Origin of the sequence: Fluviispira vulneris (genome assembly GCF_014281055.1) — a bacterium.
GTDB classification, from domain to species: domain Bacteria; phylum Bdellovibrionota_B; class Oligoflexia; order Silvanigrellales; family Silvanigrellaceae; genus Silvanigrella; species Silvanigrella vulneris.
In genome coordinates this window covers 296,509-316,543 of the sequence record NZ_JACRSE010000005.1, presented here as the reverse complement: position 1 = coordinate 316,543, position 20,035 = coordinate 296,509, and the positions used below count along the sequence as shown (strand labels likewise).

Annotated in this window: 15 protein-coding genes; 4 read left to right on the top strand and 11 right to left on the bottom strand. The window is 32.8% G+C overall.

The genetic code is table 11. The features are described 5' to 3' along the window. Positions 1 to 4 precede the first annotated feature (4 nt). Both H7355_RS12910 and H7355_RS12905 read left to right on the top strand, forming a co-directional pair. A complete protein-coding gene (locus H7355_RS12910; protein ID WP_186648276.1) occupies positions 5 to 2,068 on the top strand; it encodes a site-specific recombinase in 2,064 nt (687 codons plus the stop codon). Positions 2,069 to 2,422: 354 nt separating this feature from the next. Then, complete coding sequence (locus H7355_RS12905; protein WP_186648274.1) at positions 2,423 to 3,355, top strand: hypothetical protein; 933 nt, start codon at positions 2,423 to 2,425, stop codon at positions 3,353 to 3,355. Between the two features lie 77 nt (positions 3,356 to 3,432). Here H7355_RS12905 and phnD (H7355_RS12900) read toward each other — a convergent pair whose 3' ends face one another. The 5 genes from phnD (H7355_RS12900) to H7355_RS12880 form a co-directional block, all read right to left on the bottom strand. After that, positions 3,433 to 4,371 carry a phosphate/phosphite/phosphonate ABC transporter substrate-binding protein gene (gene phnD / locus H7355_RS12900; RefSeq protein ID WP_186648272.1) on the bottom strand — a complete coding sequence of 313 codons (939 nt, stop codon included), beginning with the start codon at positions 4,369 to 4,371 and terminating at the stop codon, positions 3,433 to 3,435. Positions 4,372 to 4,417: 46 nt separating this feature from the next. After that, positions 4,418 to 5,332 (bottom strand): phosphate/phosphite/phosphonate ABC transporter substrate-binding protein, encoded by a 915-nt coding sequence (phnD, locus tag H7355_RS12895; RefSeq protein ID WP_186648264.1) that lies wholly within the window; start codon positions 5,330 to 5,332, stop codon positions 4,418 to 4,420. 84 nt (positions 5,333 to 5,416) lie between these two features. After that, positions 5,417 to 6,217 carry a MetQ/NlpA family ABC transporter substrate-binding protein gene (locus H7355_RS12890; RefSeq protein WP_186648255.1) on the bottom strand — a complete coding sequence of 267 codons (801 nt, stop codon included), beginning with the start codon at positions 6,215 to 6,217 and terminating at the stop codon, positions 5,417 to 5,419. A gap of 18 nt (positions 6,218 to 6,235) precedes the next feature. Then, entirely contained in the window at positions 6,236 to 6,895 is a 660-nt protein-coding gene (locus H7355_RS12885) for a methionine ABC transporter permease (RefSeq protein WP_186648253.1), read from the bottom strand. Further along, positions 6,864 to 7,919: a methionine ABC transporter ATP-binding protein gene (locus tag H7355_RS12880; protein ID WP_186648251.1), complete on the bottom strand. Its 1,056-nt coding sequence runs from the start codon at positions 7,917 to 7,919 to the stop codon at positions 6,864 to 6,866. The genes H7355_RS12885 and H7355_RS12880 overlap by 32 nt, the downstream gene beginning before the upstream one ends. A gap of 349 nt (positions 7,920 to 8,268) precedes the next feature. Here H7355_RS12880 and H7355_RS12875 point away from each other — a divergent pair, with 349 nt between their 5' ends. Further along, complete coding sequence (locus H7355_RS12875; protein WP_186648249.1) at positions 8,269 to 9,507, top strand: aspartate kinase; 1,239 nt, start codon at positions 8,269 to 8,271, stop codon at positions 9,505 to 9,507. Here the strand turns inward: H7355_RS12875 and H7355_RS12870 are convergent. Then, positions 9,493 to 10,224, bottom strand: a complete 732-nt coding sequence (locus tag H7355_RS12870; RefSeq protein ID WP_186648247.1) for a VC0807 family protein — start codon at positions 10,222 to 10,224, stop codon at positions 9,493 to 9,495. The two genes, H7355_RS12875 and H7355_RS12870, sit on opposite strands and share 15 nt — an antisense overlap. Positions 10,225 to 10,599: 375 nt before the next feature. Between H7355_RS12870 and H7355_RS12865 the strand changes: the two genes are divergently transcribed. Next, a complete protein-coding gene (locus H7355_RS12865; RefSeq protein ID WP_186648245.1) occupies positions 10,600 to 11,190 on the top strand; it encodes an O-methyltransferase in 591 nt (196 codons plus the stop codon). Positions 11,191 to 11,250: 60 nt separating this feature from the next. On the opposite strand, the gene H7355_RS12860 is transcribed toward H7355_RS12865, so the two are convergent. Genes H7355_RS12860 through sbcD form a run of 5 tightly spaced genes read right to left on the bottom strand, consistent with a single transcriptional unit; the run spans position 11,251 to position 20,026 of the window. Continuing rightward, complete coding sequence (locus H7355_RS12860; protein WP_186648243.1) at positions 11,251 to 13,305, bottom strand: hypothetical protein; 2,055 nt, start codon at positions 13,303 to 13,305, stop codon at positions 11,251 to 11,253. Between the two features lie 47 nt (positions 13,306 to 13,352). After that, positions 13,353 to 14,354: an ABC transporter ATP-binding protein gene (locus H7355_RS12855; RefSeq protein ID WP_186648241.1), complete on the bottom strand. Its 1,002-nt coding sequence runs from the start codon at positions 14,352 to 14,354 to the stop codon at positions 13,353 to 13,355. Between the two features lies 1 nt (position 14,355). Then, positions 14,356 to 15,177, bottom strand: a complete 822-nt coding sequence (locus H7355_RS12850) for an ABC transporter permease (protein ID WP_186648239.1) — start codon at positions 15,175 to 15,177, stop codon at positions 14,356 to 14,358. 14 nt (positions 15,178 to 15,191) lie between these two features. Continuing rightward, entirely contained in the window at positions 15,192 to 18,737 is a 3,546-nt protein-coding gene (locus H7355_RS12845) for an AAA family ATPase (RefSeq protein ID WP_186648237.1), read from the bottom strand. Positions 18,738 to 18,748: 11 nt separating this feature from the next. Then, positions 18,749 to 20,026 carry an exonuclease subunit SbcD gene (sbcD, locus tag H7355_RS12840; protein WP_186648235.1) on the bottom strand — a complete coding sequence of 426 codons (1,278 nt, stop codon included), beginning with the start codon at positions 20,024 to 20,026 and terminating at the stop codon, positions 18,749 to 18,751. Positions 20,027 to 20,035 lie beyond the last annotated feature (9 nt).

The window sequence follows — 20,035 nt, the reverse complement described above, 5'->3', positions numbered from 1 at the left end:
GGTTTTGATAATTATTAGAAAATTCATAAAAGGAGTTGAGAAATATTTCAATCAAGGAAATTTAAAATATGATCTCAACACAATTCTGTCAAATGCCAATCCAAGTTTAAGTCTAGAAGAAAGAGTTGATTGGATTCAAAATCTTCTTATTTGGATTCGCTCGACTGAACATATTCCTGCTCAGTTCGATCCTACAACAGGTCAGATTCATACCGCACGTGTTCGTTTTATTTTGCAATTGCTTGATAGAAATATTAAATGGAAAGAAAATGTTTCTGCAACATTACGTTCAGTCATAAAAGAAACAAAATCTTTGCAGCTTTTTTGTCATACAGGACTTCCGCAAGAAGGAGGCTTTCTGCAAGAGGCGACTGATCGTATGGTGAATAAAATCATCCCGACTCCACCGGATGATACAGAGCTATCTGAGCTCTTTTTAAAAATATTTCCCAATGTAGAAGATGCTATTTGGGTCGGTCATTTAACAAGAGAAACCATAGAAAAAATTAAGGATCTTATTCAATTTGAAGCTGAAGAAGGTGAGAAAATTTGGCAGACAATTGAGGAAGATATTGAAGATGCTATTTATGTTTTAGTCAGCCAAATCCATGCAATGGGTTTGTCGGATGGGATAAGAAGAAGATTAAATAACAAAATAATTAAGGATTCTCCTTTTATTGGTCTAAGTGATAGTATCGATATATTTCTCCATTATTTTCATAAAAAAAATAATGAAAAAATGAAAGAATATGCACTTCTCTATAGTCAGTATATTTTAGAATGCAAGAAATCTGTGCAAGAAGTTTTTCAGCATCTCGATGAATATGGAGTGAGTGTTGCTCTTGTCTATCAATTGGAGAAAATGACTTTTCATTTATCGCGACTTGAAGTTTTATTGGCATTTTTAAATCCTGTTGAAAAGCAGGATAATATTGAAATAATACCTGTATTTCTATCAAGATTAATTCGTGAGAGTTTAGGTAAAAAAAGTGTAAGAGAGCTTATCCAAACAAATCTCAACCAAATGTCACGTAAAATTGCAGAGCAATCAGGCAAAACAGGTGAGCATTATATAACAAGCAATAAAGAAGAATATATTGAATTATTAAAATCCGCGAGTGGCGGAGGAATTTTAATGGCATTTGCAACAGCCATAAAATTCATCATTGTATCTATTCGTTTGCCTCATTTTTTTGAAGGATTTTTTGCTTCAGTTAATTATGCAAGTACATTTGTTTTTATCCAAATGCTTGGCTTTACTGTTGCAACAAAACAGCCTTCAATGACTGCTGCTTGTATGGCTGGAAAATTAAACAATACATATGATGAAGAATCTTTAAAAGAATTTGTCGATGAAGTTGTTAAGTTAACTCGTTCACAATTTGCGGCCATTATTGGCAACTTAGCTTTGGTTTTTCCAATAAGTCTATTGATTGATTTTATTTATAAATTAATCACAGGTACTCATTTTATCAGTGAAGATAAAGCAATTAATTCTATCTTTTCAATTTCTATTTTTGGTCCAAGTGTTTTTTATGCAATATTTACTGGATTTTTACTTTGGGTATCTAGTATAATTGCCGGTTGGGTACAAAATTGGTTTATTTATAGAAGACTGCCCGAAGCGATTGCGAATAATAAACGTCTTATATATGTTATGGGAAAACGAAATACTAGTAAATTATCATCGTATTTTGTCCATAATATCTCTGGATTTGGCGGTAATATCTCATTGGGATTTTTACTTGGTATGACACCCGTCTTTGGAATGTTTTTTGGTATACCACTTGAAGTCAGACACGTTACTTTATCAACGGGTTCATTTGCTTTTGCACTTTCTTCACTTGGATTTACAGATTTCGAAACGATTGATGTAGTTTTTGCCTGTTTAGGTATTGTCGCTATCGGCTTTTTAAACGTGGTTGTGAGCTTCTCACTTGCACTTTCAGTGGCTATTCGAGCTCGAAAAGTACAAAGTTTAGGGAGAAAACGTGTGAGAGCTGCTATTTTAAAGAGATTAAGAACCTCCCCTCTCGATTTTCTTTTTCCTATTGCGAAGAAGGATTGAGAAGTATCATTTCGAGAAATTTTATAGTGTCTTCAAAATACATGCTCAATCTTTATTTATTTCTAGGTTTAAATGGCTTTAAAGTTTAATCTTTCTCTTTAAGTAGAGCTCATTAAGGCTAAAATTTTTAGTGCATGCTTGTCACATTTTATTATTTATGGTTATCTATTTCATGATTACTTATTTTTCAAAAAAATAAGTAATATGAATAATATAAAATAAAATTATTACTAAATAGATATAATTTTTTTATTTTTATAAAATTTTACAAAATCAATTATTAGACTTAATTGATGCTGATCATGATAGCATTATTTTTTGATATTTAAAATTAAAGTAATTGAGGACTAAGAAATGATTACAGTTGGAGATATTCTTGATCAAATTAAGCACAAAGTTGAAAATGGGCGTTTTGAAGTAGGATTTATGGGTTTAGGTGGGACTAAAACAACTTTATCCAATGGTAAAACAAAATATTTACCCAATAATATTTCAATAATATATAATCGTTATTTAAAAGCCTTAACAAATGACCAAATATTAAATATAGAAAAAATAACTCAAATTCAATCAATTCTTTTTGATGCAATACACAAAAATTCTTCCTTTTCAAGAAAGAAAAGTACTTTAGATTACTACAAATATTTACTTCATTTGGTTACATTTTTAATCACATATTCAGCAAAGAATTCAACGCAAAGTGTGATTAAAAATTATCAATTTGATTCGCCATTAAATATGGATATTAACTTATTATTAAAATTTGCAGAAAATGAGCTTATGAGATTCAATTCTTTAACTCATAAGACGCGAAGTCTCCTTCTTAAAACGTCTAAAAAATTTAATACTCATGAAACGCTTCTAGAAGATGCTCAATCAAGAGTATTTAATTTTGCAATTCCAGAGAGACTTACTGTGAATGACATTATAAACTTTAAAAGATCGATTTATTATAGGTTTGTAATTGATGAATCTGGTGCAATCATCTTTGGGCATGATAACAATTATACTACACCTGATACGAACACTTGGAATAAAGATGGTTTTGAAATTTTTGCATATAATGGTATTAAAGTCTCTTCTCATGCAGCTCTTAATAATTATCAGCCGGTGATATCAGCTGGGAAAGCATATTTTGATATAAGATTGAAAAAATTCACTAAAATTAATAATTATTCTGGACATTATAGACCGGATAAAAATTCTACTTTATTAGCCAAAATATTATTTTTAAATTATTTTCCTGAAAACTGTTCAAACAATATTAAAATTGATGTAGCTATGTAAAATAAATATGAATTTAATTAATAAGATTAATATCTAGTCGTTTCTTTAGACTGATGTACTTATGTAAAAATCAGTATTTATTTCTTACTAAATATGTTTGAAATATCAAGTCCAGAAGTTTCCACTTCTTTCACAAAATTTTCATAGTTTTTATTGTCCGCAGTGATAGGATTCAGTTCACTGATATTGTTTATATACTTAGGAAATTCCTTTATACATTCAGGAATAGCAACAGCTAATTTTTGTTTGATATCTTCAGACACACCTTTTCTTAAATAAACAGGCTCGTTGGGAATAAGGGATGAGAGCCAAATAATCCGTGTTTCTTTATAGATGTTTGGATAGATATTTTCTACACGCACACGCGCATCATTTTCTTTACCAGTAACTGGATCTTTATTATTATAATATGCAGCAGTTGCGTCAACCTGTCCTTGCATAAGTGCAATAATAGAGGCATCCATACTGCCCGTAGCAAGTTCTTGTGCGAACTTTTTGTTGTTCTTTTTCATAAGAATTGCTGGGTAAATATAGCTCGATGCAGAGCTGGCATCGGAATATGCAAATTTCTTGTTATTTAAATCACTGACTGATTTTATATTTGAATTTGCTTTAACAAAAATAGCGGATTGATAGCTTGTAGAGCCATAACGAGTGATTTCGAGGAATGGTTCTGCATTAAAGCGTTTTTTTGCAATTAAAAAGCTAACGATATCGCCAAAAGCGAGATCGGCTTTTTGCGCACCAATGGCTTCAACTACGGCTATATAGCTATTTGGGACTTGGACATCGACAAATATTTTCGATTTTTGTTCGATACATTTGGCAACAGGTTTTGCGCTGTCGAGTGCTTTTGCCGCTTGTCCAGAGGGAACAATCGCAATTTTAAATGGATTATTGCGTGTGCCAAGTTTGACTTCTGAAGTAGCTTTTGTGTTTGAATTTGATTCTGCTGCATTTGAACTGGTCATTGAAAAGAGTGCAAATAGAACAAATAAAAATCTTTTGTTTAACATAAATAAATCCTCTCAAACGATTGAAGCTGAGTGAGTTGCTGTTTCATTATTTTTTCTTAGTATTACCTAACACTTTAGCTACGTCGAGATCTGACTTTTTTAGTGTTTCAATAAGATCTTTATAGCTATTGTCGCTTTCAAGGATCGGTAAAAGATCATCAATATCATTGATGAGCAGAGCGTGTTCACGCATACAGCTAGGCATTGAAGCAATTAATTTATCTTTAATTTCTTTTGGGATGCCTTTGCGAATAACTACAGGTTCATTTGGAATAAGCTCTGATTTCCAGATGATGTTTGTTTTTTGTACAATATCGGGATAAATGGTGAGAAGACGTTCTCGTGCATCGCGAATTTTTCCCGTTTTTGGGTCAGGGTCATTGAAAAATGCAGCTGCAGCGTCAGCCTTGCCTTGCATCAGCGCCATAATAGAAGCATCCATACTACCTGTAGGAAGTTCTTGTGAGAAATTGATTTTGTTTTTCTTCATTTCAAGCTTTGGTAGGATATAGCCAGTTAAAGAACCGGCATCCCCATACGCAAAAGATTTACCGTTGAGGTCTGAGAATGATTTTATTTTACTATCACTTTTTACAATAAGGAAGGATTGATAATCGGTTGTGCCAAAGCGTGCAACTTTAAAAAGAGCCTCTGCTCCATAATTTTGTGCCATTAAAAAATAACCAAGAATATTGCTAAAAGCGACATCCACTTGTTTAGATCCGAGTGCTTCTGTTACGGCAATATAACTATTTGGCACTTCGACTTGAATAAAGAGTTTGGTTTTTTGTTCAATGCATTTGATGACGGGTTTGGCGTTTTCGATGGCCTTACTTGCCTGGGCTTGAGGTATAATTGCTATTTTTAAAGGGTTGTTTCTAGAGCCTAAAGGAGCCTCGGCGTGAGCCAAACTTGGAAAAAGAATACCTGTTAAAATAAGACAAATGCGCTTCAATCCCATAAAATATTCCTCACAAAAAAACTCTTGTTTTAAAGAAAGGGAGCAGATCTTTAAAACAAGAATTGAAGTATTCTTAAAGCAAAACTATTTCCATGCCTTAACAGCTCCAGGAAAGAGTTTTTCTGTTTCTTTAAGAACTTCAGCAGAGTTCATAACCGCTGTAAGTTCTTTAAATTCTTTCTTACCTTTTTCAGATTCTTTTACAACAATTATATTGACGTAAGGTTCAGCGCTTTCTGGATTTTCTTTAAAAAGTGCATCCGAAGGTTTGAATTTGGCATTAAGTACGAAATCATTGTTTAAAACCACTGCTGTTACGTCTTGTACGGATCTGGCAACTTGAGCAGCATCAACTGTTTGAATCTTAAGTTTTTTAGGATTTTCAATGATATCTCGTGGTGTTGGGGTCTCTCCAACGCCATCTTTAAGTTTTATTAGCTTCGCGTTTTGCAGAAGAATAAGAGCTCTGCCCTGGTTACTTGAATCGTTTGGTATTACGATAGAGGCATTCTCACCAATTTCGGAAATACTTTTTATTTTTCTCGAATAAATCCCCATTGGATAAATAAAAGTTTGTCCAATTTCGACAATTTTATAATTCTTTTTCAAAATAGCTTGTTTTAAAAAGGATCGAGTTTGAAAAATATTTGCATCGATATCTCCTGAATTCAATGCTTCGTTTGGAATTTGATAGTCCGCAAAAGTGATTACCTTAAGATCGAGGTCGTATTTTTCTTTTGCAAGTTTTTTAGCAACATTAAGGACTTGAACAGAAGGACCTGCAGAAATTCCTACCTTAATGGACTCTCCTGCATAAACCGAACTCAGTGAGGTGAATCCAAATCCAAGTGCTGATAAAAGGCCTAATAGCTTGATAGATCTCATAAATATAACTCCTTCAAATCAAATTGAGTGGTGAGAAATTTTACGGGTGATAAAGTCGCCTGTAAATTGAATGATGAGTACTAAAAGAACAAGGGCAACAAGAGCTTGCATCATGACAGGCGTATCGAATTGATAATAGCCATATTGGATTGCCATATTACCAAGGCCACTGCCTCCCACAGCGCCTGCCATGGCAGAGTATTCAGCGAGACTGACCAAGAGAATTGTGCAGGAATTGGCAATTCCAGGTACAGCTTCAGGCAGAAGAACTTTATAAATAATTTGAAATGGTGAGCAGCCCATAGCTTGGGCTGCTTCTATCAACCCTTGGTTAATACTGGCAAACTTTCCTTCAACGATGCGGGCAAAAAAAGGTACAGCAGCTACGCTTAAGGGAACAATCGCTGCAGCCGTGCCAATAGATGAACCGACAATAAAGCGCGTGAAAGGGATAATAGCGACCATTAAAATAACAAAGGGCACTGACCGGCCAACTGTAACGATACTGCTAAATATTTTATGAATAACAATATTTTCATAAAACATGCCTTTTGCAGTGACTGTTAAACCGATTGCAATCGGTAAGCCAAGAATAAAGGCAATAAATCCCGATATAGCTACCATAACAATTGTGGCCACAGTGGAATCAAGCAATTGACTTAATGTTTCCTGAAACATATCCAATAACCTCAGTAGAAATATTTGTTGAATTTAAATAATGAACACTCGCTTGTATGTTACTTTGTTCTCCGTGAATCTGACAAAGCATAATTCCCATCGGTGAATTACTAACGACATCAAGATGTGCTTGTAAGATATTTATGCGGAGATTAAATTTGACTACGAGAGCTGATATAATAGCCTCGGTTGATGATTCACCGACAAATACGAATTTTAAAATTGGGTTTAAGCCTATTCCTGGTTCTGGTTGCAGTTGTCTTTCAATTCTTTCAGGCAAAGAAATGTGAAAAGCTGAACTGACGAGTGCTTTGGCTGAAGCTGTTTTTGGCTTGCTAAAAAGCTCTACCATCGATGAACTCTCGATTATTTCTCCATTTTCTATTACTGCTACTTTATCGCAAATAGCTTTTACCACTTCCATTTCATGAGTGATTAAAAGAATAGTTAAATTAAATTTTTGATTGATTTCTTTTAATAAATTTAAAATAGATTTTGTTGTTTCAGGATCGAGAGCTGATGTTGCTTCGTCGCACAATAGGACTTTAGGATTCGATGCTAATGCTCTAGCGATAGCGACTCTTTGCTTTTGTCCACCACTTAATTGGCTTGGATAGGCATCTTTTTTATCTTTTAAGCTTGTAACTTCTAATAAATAGTTAACTCTTTGTTCTATTTCTTTTTTACTTATGTTTGCGAGCTGCAAAGGAAGTGCAATATTTTTAAAAACAGTTGCAGAAGATAAAAGATTAAAATGTTGAAAAATCATGCCGATTTTTCTGCGTTCAAGTCGTAATTCAGCTTCCTTTAGATTTGATAAAGAAACAGAGTCAACGAGGACTTCTCCTTCGCTTGGGCGTTCAAGTAGATTAACGCAGCGCAGAAGGGTGCTTTTGCCAGCACCGCTTTTCCCGATAATTCCAAAAATTTCACCTTTTGAAACTTCAAGGTCAATGCCTTTCAGTGCATGCACAAGACCTTGCTTGCTGTTAAAATATTTTTTAATACCAAGGAGTTTAATCATAAATTTTACCTAATAAAAAATAATAAAAAGCTAAAAAAGAAAAAATGAATTCAATTAATAATAAATGATTTGCATGTAACAACAACAGACAAATATCTGAATTCTTTTTAAGATGTGCATTTGTGATTTTTGGGATTGATTATAGAAAGAAAAAATAAGAAGCATAGTTATTCCCGCTTTAGCTGTTTTTACCTTGTAAAATAAAAGCGCCCGCAAGCTGATTTTCAAATCGGCGCTGCTTTATATAAATCATGAAAATAAATAAGAGTCAATAATGAATTGATTAATTCATGAACTGACAATCAAACAGTCTTATGTTATGTCAAATATTCAATAAAAAGGAGTTTTTATGAATTTAAACTCAACAGAAATGCTCAGCCAAGAAAAAAAGAGACCAGTTGGTCCTGTTTTCAAATTTGGTGGCACAAGTATGGGTTCAGTGGAGCGCATTGAGCATGTGGCAGAGATCTGTCTTCGACTAAAACCCTCTGCCATTGTGGTTTCAGCTATGGCAGGTGAGACCAATAGATTGGTTGAATTAGCAAATAAAATCACTTCTAAAATCGATGTTCCAGAATATGACATGTTGGTTGCAAGTGGTGAGCAAGTAGCCGTTTCCTTGCTGAGCTTAGCTCTGCGAAAAAGAGGTATCGAGCCTGCTCCTATGCTGGCTCCAAAAGCAGGGGTTTTAACCGATGCTCAGTTTTCTAAGGCAAGTATTTTAAAGGTAAATGGTGAATCGATCCAAGTTGCTATTCAAGAAGGTAAAATGCCAGTTATAGCTGGATTTCAGGGCGTAACAGAGGATGGACAATTGACTTCGCTTGGGCGTGGTGGCTCTGATACATCGGCCGTAGCCATAGCTGCGGGCATCGGTGCGAAAGAATGCGTGATTTATACAGATGTTGATGGGGTCTTTAGCACTGATCCTCGCATATGTCCCGATGCGCATATTATCCGAAAAATCAATTATGAAGAAATGCTTGAAATGGCGAGTCAAGGATCAAAAGTTTTGCATATAAGAAGTGTACAACTTGCGGCAAAATGGGGAATTAAACTCGTAGTTAAAAATACTTTCAGTCAAGATGAAGGAACAGAAATGGTATTGTCAGAGTCTAGTTTAGAAGGCGAAATTGTGTCAGGTGTCGCTGCAAGTCAAAATGAATCATGGATCATTGCAGGCCCTTCAAAGGATCCTCAATTTAATTTGGCAAATGTTTTTACAACTCTTGCAGAGAAAAAAATCAATGTTGATATTATCAATCAGATTGTCTGTGAAAAAGGTAACAAATTTCACTTTACTGTTGCGCAGTCCGACTGTTCTGCATCTATTGAAGTATTAAAAAATCAATTTAAAAATCTAGAATTGAGCGTTCATAATGATGTCGCAAAAATTTCGATTGTAGGTGTTGGCATGCGCACTCATGCAGGTGTTGCTGCGCGCATGTTTCGTTGTCTAGCTGAAAATAATATCGATGTTTTACTTGTAACAACATCTGAAATAAAAATTGGCTGTCTTATATATAGAGAATATATCAATAAAGCTGTTCAAATATTACATAAAGAATTTGTTTCACTCAGTCTTTAATATTTTGCTAACTTCTAATCCTGTAATGACTTTTAATCTTTTTATAAACCACCATAACCCAAATATGGTAATAAGAGTTTTTGGTAAAGCCACAACGAGATAACCCTTCCAAGTCATTTCAGCTATTTCTTTATTAAAGCTTTCGGTTCCAGCTGGACTGACAATAATATTGAGCGCTAAAAAGAAATTTAAGATTCCGCCTAGGAAAAAGGCAAATCCTAAAATAAAGGTGACTTGCCAAATTAATTTTTTAAATGATGACTCTGAATTATTTTCTTTGAGTTTACTTTCTAGAAGTTCAATATTAAAAATATTTTCATTATATATAAAATAATTAATCAAGGGGCGACCGATCCATACAGATACAATTGTTATAATTCCAAGTACGGATGGTATAGCGGCTTCTTTTACTGCAAACCAAAAGCCATCAACTTTATAGATAACAAAAATTCCTTTAATCACAATACTCACTATAGCAAGAATTGAAATAGGATTTAATTGCTTTCTTCGAACTAAATCGTAGACTGCATAAATTAGAGGAAAAGCCAGAGCTATAAAAAAAGTATTTACTGCGCCAAAAGTAGAGCTCATCTTATTCAAGATAAAAAATGGAATGATGACATTAAAAATGATTGAAATAAAAAGATTTTCTTTAGGTTTAGGCACTTTTTTGGCATTGATTTCTTGGCTATTATGAGGCGGAAATGTGAATCGCATTGAAATTCCTTTCAAAGAGAGAGAGCTTTTTAAAATAACATGGGATCTATATGCTAAAAAATATTTTTCAGTAATAAAAAGTTTTTGCTAAAGCAAAATTGGCAGGAATGCGGCTGTGCGATTATCTAGTTTTTGTGTTTAATAACATTGAATAAAATAATAAATTTATAAAAATTTTATTTTACATATGAAATATTTAAATTTTTTAAAATCAAAAGTAATTATAAACCCTTACGTATAATCTCTTCTTGACAGAATGAAGAACCTAATGTATTTGTATTTCAATAGCCGTATTATAATTTATTTTAAATTATAATCAGAATTTCAAATTAAATAATGTAATTCATCTAGAATATGTTTCATGGAGTATGCTTAATGGATATTAAATTAGAGAATTTTAACAAGAGCAATGCTCAAGAAATAATTTCGTTTATCAAAAGAAAGTCAAAAGAAATCGGTTTTGACAGGTCTTCTCATCCACAAACAGGCGCTCTACTCCGTCTATTGGCCGCTTCAAAGCCAAGAGGTAGATTTTTAGAACTTGGAACGGGCACGGGACATGGCGCAGCTTGGATTTTAGAAGGAATGGATGATCAATCCAAGCTTTTAAGTGTCGATTGTGATGATAAAGTACTATCCATAGCCCGCGAGGCATTTATTGGTGATAAACGCGTTGAACTTATTCATGAAAACGGATTTGTTTTTTTAAAAAAACAAGAGCCTAAATCGTTTGATATTATTTTTGCAGATGCGTTTCCTGGAAAATACGATCTCATTAATGAGTCTCTTAATTTATTAAAACCAGGCGGATTTTATATTATAGATGATATGCTCCCTCAAGACTATTGGACGGAAGAACATACTAAAAATTTAGAAGATGTTTATGAAAGTTTAAAAGACTTAAGTGATGTCCATTCTGTTGGAATGGCTTGGTCATCGGGCCTTGTGCTGTTTGTCGTTAAATAAAAGAAGGCAGAGTTATAAAACTCTGCCTTCAAATAATGATTTAATAAAAGTTTATTAAGATCACTCTGCCCAAATCTGAATTATGAATGGACTTATTTTTTGTAAATCACTATTAAATGTACATGCAAATGCAGTTTTTGATCCACAGCGATTTACAAGTTCATCTCCTTTACCGAGATCAATTGTTTCATTTGGCGCTCTTTCATGGAGCCAAAGTGTACCAATCGCATCGCTGAACCAGTTGTAGCATCTGAAAGATGTATTCAATCTAATTCCATTAGAATTTTCACTTGTAATTTTATAGCCTTTATTTGGTTCTTTATTGCTTACATATTTAATAAAGAATTTCTTATAACCACGTAAATTTGTTGGTGAGAAAAAGTCACTTGTCATTCTATCAGAAGAATAAATGCCAAGTATGTATCTTACTGGTCTCCAATTCGCTTCAGTAGATGCTATTAAATTCCAAGCTTTTATGCTATTTAAATCCGCTGTGAGATAACGAACTTTATCTTTTTGTTCTTTAGATGTATTTTTGAATTCATTGAAACTATTTTGACAATTTGCTTTATTTTGGAAGCATGTGTCTGAAACATATTGGATTAATTCTTCTTCTCTTTGGGTGAGATTAATTGCCTTTCTAACAGTTTCTTTTTCATCTATTGTTAAGCTCTCAAATGAAGATTTATTTTTAATACCTTGAGCAAAGTTATATTCTGTTACAATTCTTTGACTTTCATCACTAATATCATGTTTTAAATTGATAAAGCTTTGACTGTCTTGAGTGTATTTATTAAATGAATCACTTAAAAGTCTTCCTGATGAATCAGCAATTTCTAAATCACTATATTTAGTAATTACATATCCACCACGGGTGAATTTACTGTTGCTTGATTCATCAGTATATGTACTGATATTTTCCAATTGCTCAGGGAAGCTATTTGCTGCATAATTTTGAATTTCGGCAAACATCTTATCACAGCTGTTCATATCAGCAGGTGTACAAGCTGTAGCAATAATTTTTGGTAAATCGCGTGGATCTCCCCCAATTTGTATTGCTTTTACTTCGATGGAAACATTTTTTAGAGTTTCTTGGCTCATAGTTGAAAATTTTAATTTCAACTCTGGTGCCATTCCTCCACCGCCTCCGCCACCTTCTTTAGAAGGGCTTACCATTTCTTTTATTTTATCGATTGCACCACTTTCTTTGACTTTATCAATAACTCCTGCGATTTTACCTTTAGGTTTTTCTTCTGTTTTAGGCTCTGTTGTAGGAGAAGATTCATCTTTTTTTGCAGTTGAGCTGTTTGTTGAATCATCTGTTTTCTTTGCATCTGCAGTTTTCACTTCAGTATTTGGAGATGATTCCACTTTTTTGCTTTCTGTTTTGTCACCGGTTTTCAAATCAGCTTTTTTACCACCAAAGCTGAAAGGAATTGGTATTTTTGCCCCTAATGAAGCATCGAATGTGCTTTTGGTTTGTGAGTTGTTAAAACGAAAGACTGTTGTAATAACCAAACTAGCTTCAGCATTTTGTTGAGAAATCACTCTATCTCCACAAAGTGCAAAGAATTCGCCGGTACTATTATTGAGACTTTGTGCGTATTTGTCATTTATTTTATATGGATTTGCAGGATTGATTTTTCCTAATGAATATTTTCCTTTAACTATTTTAATAGTCACTGTTCCTGTACGGGAAAGGTTATCAACGCTTGCTTCTCTTGCGTAGCTTGCTTCAGGTGAAATTGTAACGGGCACTCCGGACACATTTACCGGAATTGTTGCGCTTACGCCCACACCAATTTTATTGAGGAGCTGTTGTTGGCTTAAGTCTGTTTGATAATCAATATTTGCAGATGGATCTAAAGTGAAATAAGATGTTTGATTTTCTAAACAACGATTTGCAGATACCCCAGTGATACTTTTGAAGCCTTTCCCAACGGAATCAAGGCGATTGAAGTCCCCATCTATATTTGCTTTCTGCATGTTAGTACTGAAAGTACCAAATGCTTTTAGACGGTTAGCGCTCATGCTATCCGGAGTATCCGATTTTTCTTTCCCACAGGAAACTATGAAAAGAGAGGTAAAAACATAAAATATACGAAAATTTTTCATAAATTTAAGCTCCTATACTAAGTCTAAGAGCTTATCGGTGGGTGGGGTTAGATCTTGAGATCTCCTTCATTGATTTTCATGTAAACTTCTTCAAGACCTGGAGATTCTGTAAATATTTCTGAAATTTTCAAGGAAAGTTTGTGAGAAATTTCATTCAGTTTTTTTGAAGATGCTAAAAAAGAAGACATTTCTCCCTTTTCATAGTTGAGAGAGATTTTGAGATCTCCCGTGCTATTTGAAACTTTTTTAACAGGTTCAAACCCGATTGCATTTTCTTTTAGGAATGCTGAGTGCTTAGCGAGCCATTGATGAACATTTGGCACTTCAATAAGACAGGAAACTTTATGCTTACCGCCAAGGGAGAGAAGTTCTTTGTTTTCTTTTAAAGTTACAATTTCTCCACTTTTCATAATTGCAATACGGCTGCAGTATTCTTCAGCTTCTTGTAAATAATGAGTTGTCAGAATAATTGTCAAACCATTGAGATGGAGTTCTTCAATAAATTTCCACATACTTTGCCGGAGTTGGATGTCAACCCCGGCAGTCGGCTCATCTAAGATTAGAATTTTCGGTTTGTGGACTAAAGCACGAGCAATCATCATGCGCCGCTTCATACCTCCACTTAATTCTCGAGTTGTTTTTTTTATATGTTCTTGGAGTTGTAACTTTTCTAATAAAAAATCTATCCAATGTTTATCTGGTATGACACCAGATAATTTACTTTGAATATTTAGCATCGTCGGTAGATTAAAAAAGGAATCAGCAATTAATTCCTGTTGAACAACACCAATCATACGTTTTGTTTTTTCAGATTGATTTGTTACACTCAAACCATTGATAAAAACATCACCCGTTGTGGGTTTGTTTACGCCAGCAAGTAAACTTATTATAGTTGTTTTACCGGCTCCATTATGACCTAATAATGCAAAGCACTCACCGCTTTTTATGGTTAAATTTAGAGGTTTTAATGCTTGAAAAAAATCACCTTTTGGCATTTTATAGGTTTTAGAAACATTTTTTAATTCTATTGCAATTGATTGATTTAACATTTTACGACCTCAAACCAAAACCAGATTTCAACACGATTATGGCAAAAATAGAGGAAATAATTAAAAAGACAGTTGATATCCCATAAGAAATGAGAGGAGTTGTGTCTGAAACACCTAAAATAGAATAACGAAACATGCTCACAATATAAAAAATTGGATTAAAAAAACGTATTGGTTGAATCCATTCTGGAAAAGAATTAAATGAGAAAAAAACACCAGAGAAAAAGACTAGAGGCTGAACAATAAATGAAAGAATAACTCCGATCTGTTCCCATGATTTGCATATCGCTCCAGCGGCAATTCCGAGACTACCAAAAATGCCGACTGCCAGAATAATTGCCAATATTAAAGGAAAGGGATTAAAGAAAATAAAATTTCCTGCACACAATGCCCCTGATAAAAATACAGCAATACCAACGATAAGTGCTCTGATAATAGCACCTGAGACAAAAGCAAGCCACATTGCAAATGGTGACAGAGGCGCCATGAGCATATCGACTATAGTTCCGGTCCATTTTGCAATCATAATACTGCTCATTGGATTTTGGATCGCAGCGTTGATAATTTCCATAGCCATAATGCCTGGAATTAAAAATGTAATATAATTAAAACCATGGGTTAAAATTGAGTTATGGCCTGTAGCGAGTAGCTTACCAATTGATAGACCAAATAGGGCAAAATAAAGGATGGAGCTGCCAAACGGGGCGAGAATTGTCTGTGCGGGCACAGCAAAAAAACGCCTCACTTCTCGTTCAAACACACCAAAACCAGGTAACCAGGCTCTCGAAATGATTTTTTTATTCAAGTATTCATTGATATTCATTTTTTATCCTTGTCCTAAACTTCAACTCTTAATGTAGAATGCCCATTCCCAAGTTTTTCTACTATTATACGTGAAGGAATCGACTCTTTGAGCACCTCCACATGGCTGATAATGCCTACCTGAGTGCCTGTTGAGTGGAGTGACTCAAGAGCACTCATAGCAGTTTGTAGAGTGGAGGGATCAAGCGTTCCAAAGCCTTCATCGAGTAAAATGGTTTCTACAGGCATTTTTACAGATCGATAATCAGCAAGCGCCAGCGCCAAAGCTAACGAAACTAAAAAAGTTTCACCACCTGATAATGTTTTAAAGGATCGTGCTTCATCAGCATGATAACCGTCTTTAATTGCAAAAGCGAGGCGTGGAACACCGTTTGCGTCGAGAGCAGGGGCCAGAGAATATCGCTTTTCAAAACGGGCCAGGTGTGCATTTGCTTTTGTTATCAGTTCTTCTAAATTTAAAATTTGTGCAAATTTTTTAAACTGATTTCCTTCGCCAATACCTATAAGTTGGTGTAGTTTAAGCCAAGTATTGTATTCAACTTGTATTTTTTCAAGTTCACTTTTTTGGCTTGAGATCTTTGCTTTATTTAGATTATTGTTAATTATTTTTGCATGTAATTCTGTGTATTCGTTTCTCTTGTTTAAAATGTTTTGTTCCAAAACATTTTTTTTCTCCTGCAATGATTGTAAATTTTCATGAATATTCTGAAATGGATTTTTTAAAATATGCTCTTTAAGATCAATTTCTCTTTGCATTTTATTTTCTTTTAAAGAGATTTTTTCAATTTCAAGCTTATTTTTTAAGTTTGTATAATTAATATTGAAGTCTTCAGGAATATTGAGAGATATAGCGGCTTCTCTTGTTAGAATTTTAATTGATATAAGTTCATATTCAATTTTTTCGCTAAGTTCATTTGCCTCAAAAGTTATATTTTCGTGAATATTTGTTAAATTTTCAATTGAAAATTTGAGGATTGAGATTTTATTATTAAATTCTGCAAACAAATTCTCAGCATTTTTTAATATATTTTCGTTTTCCTCAATTTTACAGAATAAATTTGCTTCAAAAATGTCCGGGTTTTCACCTTCTAAATATTTTGACAATTCTATTGTTATATTTTCTAATTTGTTTTGTAAATTATAAACTTCGAGTTTTAGGTTGTTTTCTCTGCTTTTAAAATTGTCGATTTCAAGAGATATTTTCATAATATTATTATTTAATAATTTTAGATTGTCATCTATTTTTTTGAATTCCATAAAAGCATTACGAGAATTAAAATATAATTGATTAAAATTGATATTATCATTCGAATCATTTAGAAGAGATTCTAATACAAAATCGTTACATTGATTATTTAATGTTTCTAAAATTTCATTATATTTAATTAAGTATTTATTATTATTTTCTTTTTTTTCTGTATAAATATCTTTTTGTGTATTATAATTTTGATAGGTTTTAACAAGTTTGCCATGCAATTTTTCGATCGATTCATATTGCTTTTTGTAATCCAATTCTGCTTTGTTCAATATTTCAAGGAAACTTTCTTGCTCTATAACTTTTAATTTTAAAGTATCAGAAGCAAAATTTTTAATCACTTTGCTTTGAGAATTGATTTGCTCATTCAATTGATCAAGTTCAATGCTCAATTTATTTTTATTTAGTGTCTGGGATTTTAGGGTGGCTTCTGAATAATTTATTTTCGAAACCAATTCTAGATAATTTTTTTCAGAATTTTCTTTAATAGTTAATAATTTTTTGTATTTTTCTAGAACTGCTTGATCAACAGTCGCATAAGTCTTTTGTAAAAAATAAGGATGTTCTTTGCTTCCACAAAGTGGACAATCTTGATTGTCATGTAGGAGGCGTCTATTTTTAGCTATTTCCATTGCCCAAGATAAATTAGAAATATCATCATTTAAGTTTTTTAATTCAATTTCAACTTCTTTTAATAAAATTTTTAGTTGAATTATTTTATTTTTTTCAATTTTGCTTGATTGATCTAAATTTGAAATTTCATCTTTGTATTTTGTAATGGATGCTGATTTTTCATCTAAGTTTTTTTGTTCCCAAATGAGTTTAGATATTTTTTTTAGTAACTGATTTAAATGGTTTTTTTCAAGTTCATAACATTCCATTTTTTCATTTGGATGATGATAAGGAGTTATAATTTGAAAAATTTCATTTTTAACTAAGTTAAAATTTTCATTTGCTATTTCAAGTTCTTGTGTAGCTTTTTTATGCAAATGATCGGTTATTTTAAGATCGCTTTTAAGAAATTCTAATAACTTTAATTTTTCTTTTTCAAGTAAATCTCGTTGACATAAAATATCTGAAAGTTGAGAATTTTTTTTATTTTTTTCAAAGCTAATTTCTGATAAATGAATGGACTTTGTTTTATTCTCTTCTGTAATTCGCTGCTTCTCTTGGTGGAGTGCTCGAGATTTTAAGATATCATCTTTAATATCAGCATAATTTTTTTTGCTTTGATATAGATTGTTTTTAAATAAATTTATTTTTATTTGGAGCTCGTCACTCTCATTATTTAATTCGTATAATTGCTTTTTTTTGTCTTCAATTTCAGAAAAGGTTTCAGATTTTTTTTCAAATAATCTTCTTTCATTTAATATAAGTTCTATAGCTTTTTTTGCTTTTTGATAGGAATCAATACGTTCAAAATGAGATTGATTATCTTTGATTTCTAGTAAAATAGCTTCGAATTTTTCATTTGCTTGTTCAAATCTCAGCTTGAGATCCTCTTCTCTAAGAAACCAGCTCATGCCATTTTCAATAGATTTTAATTCTAGAGCTAAATTCTCGAGATCAACTTCTATTTGTATTTTATTGCTTTTTAAATAGTCTTCTTCTTCATCTGATAATAAGTTTAAGCTAGTCAAACTTGTTTGTATGGTATAGACTTTTTCTTCAAGCTCTTTCTTTTTATCAGCCGCTTTTTTGCCGATTTCTCTATAAATTTCAGTATTGGTTAAGCGTTCTAAAATTTCTGCTCTTTCATCTTCATTTGCCTTTAAAAAGGCGGCAAATTCTCCTTGAGCAAGTAGAACCATTCTTTTGAAATCCTGGACACTTAAATTCTCTAATACTTTTTCAAAATAGGGTTCGTAAAATTTAGGTCTGTGATCGCTTATTAGCTCAATAAAACTTTCAGAATTTTGATCAAAGATTTCTAAAACTCTTCTTGGGTCTTTAAATTTTCCATCTGCTTTTTTAAAAGCACGTTCGCATTGCCAAGTTGCTCTATAAATTTTAGTCTGTCCATGTTCTGTTTTTTGAAAGGTTAATTGTGCATAAGCAGAATAAGTGCCTCTTGACATAACAAGCCGACTGTCATTTTCAAGATCCTTCTCCGCTTTATTTTTTGCTAAACGCGGAGTTTGTCCAAATAATGCTAACGACATAGCATCCATTAAGGTGGATTTTCCAGAACCTGTTGCACCCATTATTAGAAAAATTGGAGCACTCTGTAAGTCTTTGATAAAATCTATACTGTGTCGTCCATAAAGAGAATTTAAATTTTCGAGTTCTATTTTTAACAATTTCAATTTAATTACCTTTATTTATTCTCATTGGAAATTAAACTTCTAAATGCTGTGAGCAAATTTTCATCAAGAGTTTGATTTTTTAACTCACACATTTTTATAAATATTTCTTCAACAGTTAATTCTTTTAAAGATTTATTGTGTTCAAATATATTCACTTTTTGCTTTTTATGAATTGGGTACTGTTTGATCTGTGAAATAATTGGTACACTCTTTGAAAATGCAGAAGTAATTGCTTGTTCTTGCATAGTATTATTGTCTGTTATTTTGGAAAAATAGGATTCAACTTCTTTACGAATTTGGAAATCTGTACCAATAGAAAAAGATTCCACATTTATTTGTAAACTTAAGAAAGGTGGAAGAGGTGTTGTCCACTTTAATTTTTTAATTTTTACATAAACTTCTTCTAACTCTCCAGATATTTCTACAATATTTCTAAGAACAGGAACAGTTATTTTCTCTACATCTGGAGTTATTTGATCTTGTTTAAAATTGAGAACATAAACAGCACGATCTGTTTTTGATTCTTTAATAGAAAGTGGAATGGGTGAACCGCTATAATAAGCATTTGACTTTTCAACTTTATAACTTCTATGCACATGTCCAAGGGCAACGTAACAAAAACGCGGGTCGAAGATATCACTTGGTAAACTGCCAATGGTGCCAACTAAATGAACTTCAAGTGGTGAGTCATCCTTTTCACTGCCTGTACACGCTAAATGTCCAGTCGCAATGAGCGGGACATTCTGAGCAAGTTCCTCCGCTTTGTCAGCTAATTTTTTATAAAGTTCAGAGAATTTATTTTTAAAATCTGCTTGAATTTCTTTTTCAGATAAAAAAGCTGTTCTTACACCTAAACGAAATTCATGGATATATGGCACAGTCGCTATAATCAGTTCAATTTTATTGTCAGAAGAATATATAGGGCAAAGATATTTATCTAAATTATCAAGATCGCTTGTCATCCCTCCCACGACAAATACATCAAGCAGTTTTAATAACTCTGCAGGAGCATCGAGTCGTGAAGGAGAATCATGATTACCACCCAATACAATTACTTTTTTTACAGATGTCGATTTAGAAATATGAAACAGAAATTGATAATAACTTTTGAGTGACTCTGAAGAGGGTTGAGTTTGATCAAAAATATCACCTGCAATTAAAAGAACATCTATGTTTTGTTCATTTAGCGTATTTAATAACCAATTCAGAAAAAATTTATGATCCTCTTCTCTACTGACACCTTCATAAGAAGCGCCTAAATGCCAATCCGAGGTGTGCAAAATTTTCATTAAATCACT